Consider the following 11,514-nt stretch of genomic DNA (forward strand, 5'->3'; position numbering starts at 1 on the left):
GCATGGGCCCGCCGATCACGCCGACGGTTCGTGATACGGACAGCCATTGTAACGCGCCCGGAAATCCGCCGAGTGGCGATATGGCTCGCGCCGGGCACGGTTGATGTTGCCCAGCGGCTGGTGCGCGGTGATGCCGGTCCAGACGCTGAAGCGCATTTCCTCGTTCACCGCCTGGACCCGGCCCGGGTCCCAACTGTCCTGCGGGGCGGCACGGATGACGCCGACGCGCATGAACGGCGCCTCGCTTTCGTCCCATTCCACCGTCGGGTCCTCGATCGGCTGGCGCTCCAGGTCGCGGCACAGCTGGACCCGGAACTCCCATTCGGCATCGATGTCCCACATCTCGGCCTGCACATCCTCGCGGATCGCATCCTCGCGCCCGTCGACCGGGATGATCGCACCCGTCCGGCTGGTCAGCGCGGGCGCGACCGGGGCAATGCTGAACTTGGCGACATGGTCGCCGTAGCGGAACGGGGTGACGCTGTAATAGGTCTCGCCCAGCGGATCGACATTGGGCGCGCCGCCCAGCGAGTCGACCGCCGGGCTCTCGATGCCCACCGCTTCCAGCGCATTGTGCACACCGCGCAGCACGGCGGACATCGCCTTCTTGGTGCCCTCCATCCGGTCGGTCGTCTTGGCCAGCATCTTCAGATTGCCCAGGAACTTGTCCGCGGTCTTCGCCTGGAACACCGTGCCGTTGACCATCACGAAATCCTGCGTGTCGCCCTCGGCCCCCGGCAACCGCTCGCCCTCCACGCCCGCGATCTTGACCGCCAGCCCGCGGGGCAGGCTGATCGCATCGGGCAGGATGTCGCCGGCATTGGTCGACATGCGAAGCCATGCCTTGTGGCGTCCCGGCGTCGCGAACAGCCCTTGCGCCAGCTCGGGCGGCAGGCCGTCATCGACGATCAGCTCACCCTCCAGGATGCCGTGCGACTTGGCATGGACCGATCGCACCGCATGGCCATAATCCTCGGCGGTCCGCTCCAGGATGACGTCGAACGTGTCGTTCAGTTGCGCGATCGTCTCGCGCTCGTCGGGCTGCACGTCTTCGATGTCGGGGGTGTAGCGGATGGCGGGGGCAGTCATGGCGTTTCTCCTGCAACAACGGAACGGTTCCGCCACCCGGCGTCGCCGTGTCGTTGGCAACACAGGCGGGTCTGCCGTCGCGGCCTACGCCCAAGTGTTGTTGTGTTTTCGCAAACCGGCGGAATATCGGCCTAGTTTCGGTACGGTATCGGTCGAAATGCCAAGTCGTGCGTTCATCCTCTGGATTTGCATCGGCGACAGGTCATAGGCAGGGATCATGCACCGGGGGACGACAGACGGTTTTGCGCACGCGACGAATATGTTCGCGGAACGCGCGATGCAGCAGGATCAGGTTGGCAATACGCTTCTGCGTTCGCTCGACCCATCCGATTTCATGGCGATCGCGCCCTATCTGGAACGCGTATCCTTCGCGGTGGACGACGACGTTGCCGACGCCGGGACGTCGATCGACACGATCTGGTTTCCGGAGGCGGGGATCGCCGCGGTGCTCGACCGGACGGAAGGGGATCGTCGCCTCGCGGTCGGCCTGGTCGGGGCGGAGGGGTTTGTCGGCTGGCCGCTTCTCCTGGGCGACGACCGCTGGCTGCACGATGTCGTGATGCGCGCCGAAAAGGGCACGGCGCTGCGCATCGACGCCGATCGCCTCCTTGCCGCGATCGAGGCTCATCCTTCGCTGCGCGCCGCCCTGCTCCGTTTCGTCACCGTGTTCATGACGCAGATGGGCCGGACCATCGTGTCCTCGCTCATCCATCCGGTCGAGCGTCGCATGGCACGCTGGATCCTTCTTTATCACGACCGGGTCAGCGGTGACGAGATCTGCCTGACGCATGAGGAGTTTCGCCTGATGCTCGGCGTACGCCGGTCCAGCGTGACCGACGCGCTGCACCGGCTGGAGGCCGAACAGGCGGTACGGGGCCTACGCGGCCGCGTCGTGGTGCGCGACCGGGCCAAGCTCGCCGAACTGGCCGGCGACACCTATGGCCCGCCCGAACGCGAATATCGCCGCCTCGTCCTGGGCGCGTCACAGGACTGAACGGCCTCCCCCCGGAATCCGCCGGGGCGGATTCCGGGGCGGCACCGACCCTCAGCGACGGGCGGCGACGCGCAGCCGCGGGGTCGCGCGCTCCGCCACCACGGCGATCTCCGCGCCCGGCTCGCTGCGCGTCTGGAAGCGCCCGACATGATGCGCCAGCTCGTCCGCCTCCGCCGCCAGGCTGCGCGCGGCGGCGGTGCTTTCCTCCACCATTGCGGCATTCTGCTGCGTCATGCTGTCCATCTCGCCGACCGCGGTGTTCACCTGCGCCAGCCCCAGCGCCTGTTGCTGCGCGGATGCCGCGATCGTCTCGGTCAGCGTGCTGATCGTGCCGATCCGCTCGATGATCTGGACCAGCGACTGACCGGAGGAGCGGACCAGCGCCACCCCGGCCTCCACCTGCTCGCCGCTCGCCCCGATCCGCGTCTTCACGTCCTTGGCCGCATCCGCCGATCGCTGCGCCAGCGCGCGCACCTCGGATGCGACCACGGCAAAGCCCTTGCCGGCGTCACCCGCGCGCGCCGCCTCCACACCGGCGTTCAGCGCCAAAAGGTTGGTCTGGAACGCGATCCCGTCGATGACCGAGATGATCTCGGAAATCTCGTGGCTGGCCCGCTCGATCCCGCCCATCGCGGTGACCGCCTCGCGCACCACCTCGCCGCCCTGCTCGGCGGCGCGCTGCGCATCCTCCACCTCGGCCCGTACCCGCGCCGCCCCCTCGGCCGTCGCCCGCACCGTAACAGTGATCTCGTCCATCGACGCCGCCGTCTGCTCCAGGCTCGCCGCCTGCTGCTCCGTGCGTTGCGACAGGTTTTCCGACGCCGACCGGATCTCCCCCGACGCCACCCGCACGCCCCCCGACACACGCCCCAGCGCGCACACCGTCTCCTCCACCGCCTCCATCGCCCGGTTGAAATCGATCTTCAACTTGGCGAACGGACCGGTCAGTTCGGCGGACACCCGCGCCGTCAGGTCGCCGCCCGCCAGCGATTCCAGCCCCGCGCCGATACTCCCGACGATCTCCTGCGCCTGGCTTTCGCGCGCCCGGTCCGCCGCCGCCAGCTGATCCCTTAGCGTCGCCGCCGCCTGCGTCATGTCGCCGATCTCGTCGCGCGCCGTCGTGGCCGGGATCTCCACCGACCGGTCGCCCGCCGCCAGCCGCGCCAGCGTGCCGGTCATCGCCGCCACCGGCCGCGCGATCGACCGCACCAGCGCCAGCAGCATTACCAGCGTCAGCGCCAGCACCGCCACCACCGTGCCCACCATGATCGCCCGGCTCGTCGCATAGGTCTGCGCCGCCTCCGCCAGACGCGCGTCGATCGCGCGCACCTGCTCCTGCCGCATCGCATCCGCCGCCGCGTTCGCCGTCACGAAATACGGCCCCGCCGCCCGGAAAAAGGCCAGCGCCGCATCATAGTTATCGGCGTTCGATGCTACCGCGGTGCGCTCGGCCCGTGTCCGATACGCCTCCCAACGATCCGCAAAATTGTCCAGCGCGCGGCGGAGTTCGGGTGTCGCCATGCGCGGACGCAGCCAGTCCAGCCGGTCCTGCACCCTGGCCTTCAGCCCGTCGAGCCGTTCCTGCGCCTGCGCCTTGTCCGCGACACTGCGCGCGAGCAGATGCTGCGACACATTGGCGCGGTAGGTGGCGGTCGAGGCGTTGATGACCGCGATCGCATCCAGTTGCTCGCGCCGGTCGCCACCCATCTCCTGCGCCACCGCGTTCATCGTGCTCAGCCTGCTCATCGACAATCCGGCCAGGCACAGCATCGCCAGGACCAGCACGGAAAAACAGGCAAGCAGCTTGCCGGGAATACGCAAATGATTGAACACGGCGGAATCACCTCACTGAAATCGTTTTCACGACTGCGGTGAGGAGGTTTAAGGCTTGCCGTCCGAACGTCGTTAAAATTGCATGACCGGCGTCATCCGCCCGCGACGCGGCGTCCTGCGGGCGCCTGTCCATGGGCAAAGGCGCGGTCGAAGGCGGCGGCGCGCGTCTCGGCGCGCATCAACCCGGCATAGCCGGCCGTCCACTGGTCGGCGAACCCGGCGACCTTGCCATAGCTGTTGTCGAGCAGGACATGCGGGATATCCAGCAGTAGCGACAGGATATGCGCGTGCAGCCGGTCGGTCACCACCACCTGCCCCTGCGCCAGCATCGCCAGCCCGCGCTTCAACCGCCATTCCGCCAGCCGCCGCTGGCGCAGCGCGCGCATCGCCATCGGATCGCGCATCACCAGCCGCGACAGTTTCAGCGACAGGCGCAGGTAGCGCAGCTGTGCCGGGTCCTCGATCAACCAGTCGTCGATCATCGCCCCCGCTGGCGCCGCATCCGCGCCTGCCGCGCGCTCGTGATCGGTCCGCAACAGGCCGAAGACCGGCACCTTGGCCGCCGCCCGCCGCTGCCGCCCCAGCATCAGCGCGGCATCCGGGCACAGATGCACCGGGCAGTCGAAATGCGCGCGCGCGAACGCCAGCGACTTCTGGTCGCGCACCAGCAGCGTGAAGCGGCCATGCGCGCGGATCGCATCGGCCAGCGGCTTGGCTGCGGCGGGATCGGCATAATGGATCGACTGCGGCATCTGCACGATCGGCCGGTTGCGATGCGTGTTAAGCAGATGGATGCGCAGTTGTTCGTGCTTGGGCCACAACGTGCCCAGGTTGCCGCCGCCATGGATCAGGATCGGCCCGTCGCCGATCGCGCGGGCCAGCGCCGCATCGTCCAGGTCGTTCATCGCCGAATAATAGGCCGGCAGCCGGTTCCGCTCGCGCAGATACGCCATCTCGCCCAGCCAGATCGCGCTGTCGCCGACATTGCTATGGTCGGGATAATCGACCAGCGCGATGTCGCCCGGCGGCAGTATGGCGTCCACCGTCCCGGCAAAGCGGCGGCCGAGTTCGGCGACGATGTGATCGGCAGATTGGGGGGAAACGGTCATGCCCGGCCCTTTCGCAAGCGGTGAACGGTGGATTGAAGACGCCCGCGCCACAGGGGCGACAGGCCGATCAGCACGGCGGCATAGACGAGCGCGCCGAGTGCGGTGAGAAACAGGAGCGCCGCCCAGCCGTGCAGCAGCCCGGCCGTCATCCGCATCACGATGGCAAGCAGCAGCCCCATGATGGTGGACGCGGCCAAGGGCGCCGCGATCGCCCGGATGCTGTGCGCCGGCCGGATGCCCGACGCCCGCGCCAGCAGCCACACCTGGAGCGGCACGGTCAGATAGGCGCGCACCACATAGGAGACGGCGACCGCGAACAGGCCGAAGGGCAGCGCCATCAGCGTCAGCACCAGCCCCAGCACCAGTTGCGTCGTCGACAGCCAGATCAGGCTGCGCGACTGGCCCAGCGCGCTGAGCGACGGCGAGGCGAAGAAGTTGAGCGTGAAGGGCAAGGCCATGAACGCGAAGATCTGTGCCAGTTGCCCCGCCTCCACCCATTTGTCGCCGAACACGGTAGGCACCGCCAGCGGCGCCAGCGACCCGAAGCCGACCAGCGCGGGAAAGGACAGCGCGGACGCCTGCCCGATCATCCATTGATAGGCACGGCGCAGTTCGACGGGATCGTCCTTGACCCGCGACAGCGTCTGCACCGCCACCTGCGTGAACGGCTGGATCGCCCCGCGCCCGATCAGCTCCACCGTCCGCCACGCGGTGCGATAGATGCCGACCGCCGCCAGCCCGATCCCCGCGCCGATCGCCATCTCCTGCACCCGCACGGTGGCGAGGAAGACGAGCTGCACATAGATCAGACTGCCGTTCAGCGCGAGATTGGCGCGTAACTCGGGCCACTCGAACGCCCAGCCCGGCTTCCAGTCATAGGAGGTGCGCGCCAGCACCACGCCGACGATCTCGGTCACCAGCCGCTGGATCACCAGCGCCCACAGCCCCGCGCCCATCAGCGCCGCCACGATCGCGCACCCGCCCCCCAGCAGCCCGCCGATCACCGAGCGGATCGCGGTGGTGCGATGCCCGAACTCGCGCAGCCGCAACGCCATGTGCGTCCCCCCGAACGACGAGATCGGCAGCACCAGGCTCATCACCGCCAGCGGCAGCGCGATCCCCGGCGCGTCCATCCATTCAGCGATCGGCCGCGCCAGCAGCGCGATCGTTACCGCCGACGCAAAGGAGAATGCCTGTTGCGAGCGGTAGATGGTGTCCAGAAACCCGGGCGACAGATCGCCCCGCCGCGCGATCGTCTGGACCAGCCCGGCGGTGGCGACGATCCGGAACGCCTCGGCGGTGAACGCCATGACCGAGAAGGCGCCGATATCCGCGCGCGACAACAGCCGCGCCAGCGCGACGAAGACGATGAACGAGAAGACCTGATCCGACAGGAAGCGGGTAACCGTCCACGAAATGGAACTGCGACTGCGCTTGCGCAGCGTCGCGTCGAAGCGGGCGCTCCCCTGGCTGGCGCCATCACTGGCCAAGACCGCGCCTCGCCTTCAGCAGCCGCATCCGCGCCCGCTCGACATGCCGCCACGTCTTCTGGCGCAGCGAGTGATAGGCCGGGTCCATTTTCGGCTGGAACCGCGCCGCGCCGATGTCGGACGCCACCGTCGCCTCCAGGATCGGGGCGGGGAACAACGCCAGATTGGGCAGGCCATGGGCCCAGGACCGGTCCATCGCATCGTCGATCGGCCGGCGCACCGTGCGGCAATGCTCCACCAGCCGTTTCGCGCCCGCCAGCGTGATCGCATAGCCTTGCGTGCCGTATGCCAGCCCGATCAGCTCGATGACGGTGCGCGAATGTTGCAGGAAATCCTTGTGCACCGGCCGGCTCCAGGTCGGCCGCTTGGCGTAGAGCCGCAGATAATCGATGCCCTGTGCATGCAGGTCGGTCGCCGCCAGCCGCTCCAGATAGCGCCAGTCGACCACCACATCGTCCTCCAGCACGATGGCTTGGTGTACGCCGCGCGCCACCATGTCCTGCCAGATCGACCAATGGCTGGCATAGCAACCGATCTCGCCGCCGGTCATCGCCCGCCCCTTGGCACGCGCGACCGCCAGTTCGTCCAGCGTCATGCCCGGCGCAAGCCCGGTGCACGCATCGAAGAAGCGCCACGGTAAACATGTATCGGCACGCGCGGCAAAGCCGGCACGCCGAACATCGGCCGATGCCAGAGATACCACGACGATCTCGGCCGTGTTGGCCGATTCGGGCAAGGCTTGGCCCAAGGTCCGGCACCTCCTGCTCTTGGGCGGTGCAAGGTTCACGTCCTTGCAACACGCGGGATTGGTTGGCCTTTTCTTGGTAGCTGCGAATGATGCGGCCGCGAAGTCCGTGCCCGTTCGGGTCACCGCGATCGTCGGGCGCTTCGTCTTCGCAGTCGCAGCATAAGGTTGACGCGCGACGCCAGCGGCGGATGGTGCGACGGAACGATTGCGAAACAAGGCACCCATCCGCATGTCCCAAGTCGCTGTTGTCATTCCCGTTTGGAACGGCCGCACCATCCTCGGCCGCTGCCTGGACGCGCTGGAGCGCCAGACGCTGCCGCGCGATCGCTTCGACATCATCGTCGTCGACAATGGCTCGACCGACGGCACCGCCGACATTGCGCGCGGTTATGCGAACGTCACCGTGCTGGAGGAGCCGACCCCCGGTTCCTATGCCGCGCGCAACACCGCGCTGGCCCATGTGCGGGCACCCATCACCGCCTTTACCGATGCCGATTGCGTTCCCGATCCCGACTGGCTGGTCCGCGTGCTGGAGGCCGCCGCCGCCAATCCCGGCTTTGGCGTCCTCGCCGGCCGGATCGAACTGTTCGACGAAGGCGAGCAGGAGGGCGAGGTGTTCGGCGACTACGAACGCCTGTTCAGCTTCCCGCAGGCGCATGCCGCGCGCGGCAATTGCGCCACCGCCAACTGGGCGAGCGAAACCGCGCTGCTGCGCGAACTCGGCGGCTTCGATGCCGGGGTGAAGTCGGGTGGCGATCGCCAGATGGCGCTGCGCATCAAGGCCGCCGGGCGCCCGCTTATCTACACCCCTGCGATGATCGTGCGCCATCCGGTGCGCGCCAGCCGCGCCGAACTGGTGCGCAAGCGCCAGCGCCTCAGCGGCGGCCGCTGGGACCGTACCCGCGCAACCCCGCGTCTTGCCCGCGTGCTCGGCGTCACCGCGGTCGATACCGCCCGCCGCCTGCGCCGTGCCGCGATCTCGCCCGGCCTGTCGCTGAAGCGCCGCGCCGCGGTGATGAAACTGACGCTGGAACTGGCCGGCATCGCCACCAGCGAATATCTGGCGCTCGCCGCCGGTCGCAAGGCGGCGCGCGACTGATGACCATGCCCTCCCCCCGCTTTTCTGTGGTCATGCCCTTGTTCAACAAGGCCAGCCATGTCCGCGCCTCGATCGACAGCGTGTTCGCGCAGGCTCATGCCCCGCACGAAGTGATCGTCGTCGACAACGGATCGACCGATGGCGGCCGCGGCATCGTCGCCGCCATTGCCGATCCGCGCATCCGCCTGTTCGATCTCGCCCGCCCCGGCCCCGGCGGCTATGCCGGCCGCAATATGGGCATAGAGGCGGCGACCGGCGACTGGATCGCCTTTCTCGATGCCGACGACCTGTGGGCGCCGAACCACCTGGCGTCGCTCGCCACCTGCATCGCCGACGCGCCGGAGGCGCATGCCGCCGCCACCCGCTTCGACCATGTCTTCGACACGCGCAGCCAGCCGCAGAAGATCGCCCCTGCGCTGCATGCGCCCGTAACGCTCGACCTTGCCGGCTTCCTGTCGGCCTGGCTGGCGGTGCGCGAATGTCCGATGTGGACCGGAGCGATCGCCATCCGCCGCGACGCGCTGATCGCCGCCGGGCTGTTCCCGGACGGGCGGGCGGTCCGCGGCGGCGACAAGGATCTGTGGCTGCGCGTCGTCGCGCGTGGCCCCCTGCGCTACGATCCCACCCCCAGCGCGACGTTCCACCGCGATTCGGAAAACAAGGTCAGCAAGTCGACCACCACCCTGGGCGTTCCCTGTCTCGTGGAAACCGCGCACCGCCTGATGCGCATGGCCCCCGCGCATGAGGTCGCGCTGCTCCGCCGCCTGGTGAATCAGGAAATCGCCCATTACGCGCGCTATGCGATGAAGACGCCCGGCCGGATCGACATCGGCCTTGGCGACCTGTGCCTGCCGGAGGGGTGGAGGACCGCCGGACTGGTGCTGGCGGCGCGTCACCTGCCCGCCGGACTTCGCCAGGGCGGCCATGCGCTGCGCAACCGGTTGCTCGCCCGCGCGTGAGGATCATGCGTTTGATCGGGCTGCTGCTGGTCGCGGCTGGCCTGCTGGCCGCCTGCACCGCCTTTGCCGGCCGTTGGGTGGTCGCGCTCGACACCTTTGCGTCGTTCATGCCGCTCTTCGGGGTGGCGGTGCTGCTCGGCCTGCTGCTGGCCCGCACCCGCGCCGCCCTCGCCCTGTCGGTACTGGCGCTGATCCCGGTCGGGGTCGCGGTGCTGCCCGAATGGACGCGCCCCATCCCCGCGGCCCGCGCGGCACAGGTCCGCATCGTCACCCACAATGTCTGGCACGACAATCCCGATCCGGCCGAAACCGCGCAGACGATCCTCGATGCACATCCGGACGTGGTGCTGTTGCAGGAGGCGAACGGCACCTTCCGCCCGATGCTCGCCGCGTTGCGCCAGAGCCTGCCCTACGCCACCGATTGCCCGGCCGATTGCGAACTTGCCATCCTGTCGCGCTGGCCGATCGGCGAACGCGACTATTTCCTGAAGGATCATGCCGGACACAGCTTCGGCCCGCCGCTGCTCTGGGCGCGCATCCAGCCGCCGGGCGCCCCCGCCTTCACCGTCGCCACCCTCCATTACGTGCATCCCGGCCCCGAACAGGCGAAACGCCGCGCCGAACTCGCGCTGGCCCTGGCCGGGGTGCCGCATGACGACTGGATCGTCGCGGGCGACATGAACCTGACCCCCTGGGCCGCGGCGATGCGGGAACAGGACGCCGCGCTGGCCCCCCTCACCCGCTTCACCCGCAGCCTGGCGAGCTGGCGCCGGCCGGTGCCGGTGCTGCCCATCGACCATCTTTATGCCGGGCCCGACTGGGGCCTCGCCGATGCCCGCCGCCTGCCCGCCACCGGCTCGGACCATTATCCCCTGCTGGTTCGGATCGGCCGCCGATGAAGCGCTGGCTCGCCCTATCCTGCATCGCGGTCGCGCTCCCCGCGCACGCGCAGCAGTCCGACGCCACCGACGGGCTCGGGTCGGTCGCCGCCGAAAATCCCTTCGGCCGTGATCGCAACACCAGCGTGCTGGAACGCAACCACCCCGAATACACGCCCCAGCCCGCGCGGATCGGCGCGCTGGAGGTGCTGCCCCGCATCGCGATCGGCGCCGGCTATGACGACAATATCTACGCGCAGCCGTCCGGGCGCGAGATCGGCGACGCCTATGTCCGCATCCGCCCGCGCGTCTCGGTCACACGGCCGTCGGAAACCCTGCGCCTCAACCTGTCGGGCGAGCTCGACCTGCTCCGCTACGCCGACCGCACCACCGAAAACGCCACCCAGTATAATCTCGGCGCCTCGGCGAACTACACGATCAGCCGCGACAACCGGCTGAACGTGTCGCTGGCGCATGGCCGCTTTCTTCAGGAACGCGTCTCGCCCGACAGTCCCGAACAGGTTATCCGCCCCGTCCGCTTCACCGTGACGGAGGGGACCGCCGCCTATACCCGCAGCTTCAACCGCCTGCGCCTCCAGGGGATCGGCAGCATCGAGCGGCGCGACTACCGCGACGAGGTGAACACGCTGGGCGACGTGGTCGACCAGGATTTCCGCGACCGCACCACCTATACCGGCACCGGCATCGGCGAATATGCGCTGAACCCCAGTGTCGCGCTGTTCATCGCCGGATCGTACAATGTCCGCGATTACCGCACCCGCCTCGGCCCCGTGCCTGCGCGCAGCTCCACCGGCTGGGAACTCGCCGCCGGCTCCAGCTTCGAACTGGGCCGCAAGATGCGCGGCTCGCTGCGCGCCGGCTATCTGCAACAGGATTACGACGATCCCTTCTTCCAGGACGTCTCCGGCTTCCTGATCCGCGGCGAGCTGGCCTATTTCCTGTCCTCGCTGGTCACGATCACCGGCGCGATCGATCGCAGCGTCAGCGAGACGGGGATCATCGGCGCCACCGCCTATCTCAAGACCACCACGTCGCTGCGCGCCGATTACGAACTGCTGCGCAGCCTGATCCTGTCCGCCGGGGCCGAACTGGAAAAGCGCGACTTTTCGGGCATCGAGCGGGATGACGACCGCTGGACGCTGCGCACCAGCGCCACCTATTCGGTCAACCACCGCCTGCAACTGCGCGCCGACGTGCAACGCCGCACCCAATCGAGCAGCGGCCTCAACGCCGGCCGCAACTTCGCCGACAATCGCATCTCCGTGGGGGTAACCTTCCTGGGATTATAAGAGGA

10 protein-coding genes are annotated in these 11,514 nt (G+C 68.6%); 5 read left to right on the forward strand and 5 right to left on the reverse strand.

Features of this window, described 5'->3' with window-relative positions:
* Nucleotides 1–15: 15 nt before the first annotated feature.
* Complete coding sequence (locus NPJ82_RS14625; protein WP_342657794.1) at nt 16–1,089, reverse strand: catalase family protein; 1,074 nt, start codon at nt 1,087–1,089, stop codon at nt 16–18.
* 259 nt (nt 1,090–1,348) lie between these two features.
* Here NPJ82_RS14625 and NPJ82_RS14630 point away from each other — a divergent pair, with 259 nt between their 5' ends.
* A complete protein-coding gene (locus NPJ82_RS14630) occupies nt 1,349–2,083 on the forward strand; it encodes a Crp/Fnr family transcriptional regulator (protein ID WP_205411548.1) in 735 nt (244 codons plus the stop codon).
* 51 nt (nt 2,084–2,134) lie between these two features.
* On the opposite strand, the gene NPJ82_RS14635 is transcribed toward NPJ82_RS14630, so the two are convergent.
* From NPJ82_RS14635 to NPJ82_RS14650, 4 genes are all read right to left on the reverse strand, one after another.
* Entirely contained in the window at nt 2,135–3,916 is a 1,782-nt protein-coding gene (locus tag NPJ82_RS14635; RefSeq protein ID WP_342657795.1) for a methyl-accepting chemotaxis protein, read from the reverse strand.
* A gap of 92 nt (nt 3,917–4,008) precedes the next feature.
* A complete protein-coding gene (locus NPJ82_RS14640) occupies nt 4,009–5,025 on the reverse strand; it encodes a polysaccharide pyruvyl transferase family protein (RefSeq protein WP_342657796.1) in 1,017 nt (338 codons plus the stop codon).
* Nucleotides 5,022–6,515: a lipopolysaccharide biosynthesis protein gene (locus NPJ82_RS14645; RefSeq protein ID WP_342657797.1), complete on the reverse strand. Its 1,494-nt coding sequence runs from the start codon at nt 6,513–6,515 to the stop codon at nt 5,022–5,024. The genes NPJ82_RS14640 and NPJ82_RS14645 overlap by 4 nt, the downstream gene beginning before the upstream one ends.
* Nucleotides 6,505–7,263 carry a glycosyltransferase family 25 protein gene (locus tag NPJ82_RS14650; protein ID WP_342657798.1) on the reverse strand — a complete coding sequence of 253 codons (759 nt, stop codon included), beginning with the start codon at nt 7,261–7,263 and terminating at the stop codon, nt 6,505–6,507. Before NPJ82_RS14650 ends, NPJ82_RS14645 begins: the two co-directional genes overlap by 11 nt.
* A 229-nt stretch (nt 7,264–7,492) precedes the next feature.
* Between NPJ82_RS14650 and NPJ82_RS14655 the strand changes: the two genes are divergently transcribed.
* Genes NPJ82_RS14655 through NPJ82_RS14670 form a run of 4 tightly spaced genes read left to right on the forward strand, consistent with a single transcriptional unit; the run spans nt 7,493 to nt 11,509 of the window.
* Nucleotides 7,493–8,362 carry a glycosyltransferase family A protein gene (locus NPJ82_RS14655; RefSeq protein WP_149681164.1) on the forward strand — a complete coding sequence of 290 codons (870 nt, stop codon included), beginning with the start codon at nt 7,493–7,495 and terminating at the stop codon, nt 8,360–8,362.
* Nucleotides 8,362–9,321 carry a glycosyltransferase family A protein gene (locus NPJ82_RS14660; RefSeq protein ID WP_342657799.1) on the forward strand — a complete coding sequence of 320 codons (960 nt, stop codon included), beginning with the start codon at nt 8,362–8,364 and terminating at the stop codon, nt 9,319–9,321. The genes NPJ82_RS14655 and NPJ82_RS14660 overlap by 1 nt, the downstream gene beginning before the upstream one ends.
* Before the next feature lie 5 nt (nt 9,322–9,326).
* Nucleotides 9,327–10,220, forward strand: coding sequence for an endonuclease/exonuclease/phosphatase family protein (locus NPJ82_RS14665; RefSeq protein WP_342657800.1), 894 nt, complete (start codon nt 9,327–9,329; stop codon nt 10,218–10,220).
* Nucleotides 10,217–11,509 (forward strand): outer membrane beta-barrel protein, encoded by a 1,293-nt coding sequence (locus NPJ82_RS14670; protein ID WP_342657801.1) that lies wholly within the window; start codon nt 10,217–10,219, stop codon nt 11,507–11,509. Before NPJ82_RS14665 ends, NPJ82_RS14670 begins: the two co-directional genes overlap by 4 nt.
* The last annotated feature ends 5 nt before the right edge of the window (nt 11,510–11,514 follow it).

The sequence above is a fragment of the Sphingomonas sp. NY01 genome, assembly GCF_038809135.1.
Classification (GTDB): Bacteria; Pseudomonadota; Alphaproteobacteria; order Sphingomonadales; family Sphingomonadaceae; genus Sphingomonas; species Sphingomonas carotinifaciens.

Bases quoted from the DNA above. Each gene is read 5' to 3' on its own strand.
- NPJ82_RS14625 (WP_342657794.1), bottom strand. From the start codon at position 1,089: ATGACTGCCCCCGCCATCCGCTACACCCCCGACATCGAAGACGTGCAG.
- NPJ82_RS14630 (WP_205411548.1), top strand. From the start codon at position 1,349: ATGTTCGCGGAACGCGCGATGCAGCAGGATCAGGTTGGCAATACGCTT.
- NPJ82_RS14640 (WP_342657796.1), bottom strand. From the start codon at position 5,025: ATGACCGTTTCCCCCCAATCTGCCGATCACATCGTCGCCGAACTCGGC.
- NPJ82_RS14655 (WP_149681164.1), top strand. From the start codon at position 7,493: ATGTCCCAAGTCGCTGTTGTCATTCCCGTTTGGAACGGCCGCACCATC.
- NPJ82_RS14660 (WP_342657799.1), top strand. From the start codon at position 8,362: ATGACCATGCCCTCCCCCCGCTTTTCTGTGGTCATGCCCTTGTTCAAC.
- NPJ82_RS14665 (WP_342657800.1), top strand. From the start codon at position 9,327: ATGCGTTTGATCGGGCTGCTGCTGGTCGCGGCTGGCCTGCTGGCCGCC.
- NPJ82_RS14670 (WP_342657801.1), top strand. From the start codon at position 10,217: ATGAAGCGCTGGCTCGCCCTATCCTGCATCGCGGTCGCGCTCCCCGCG.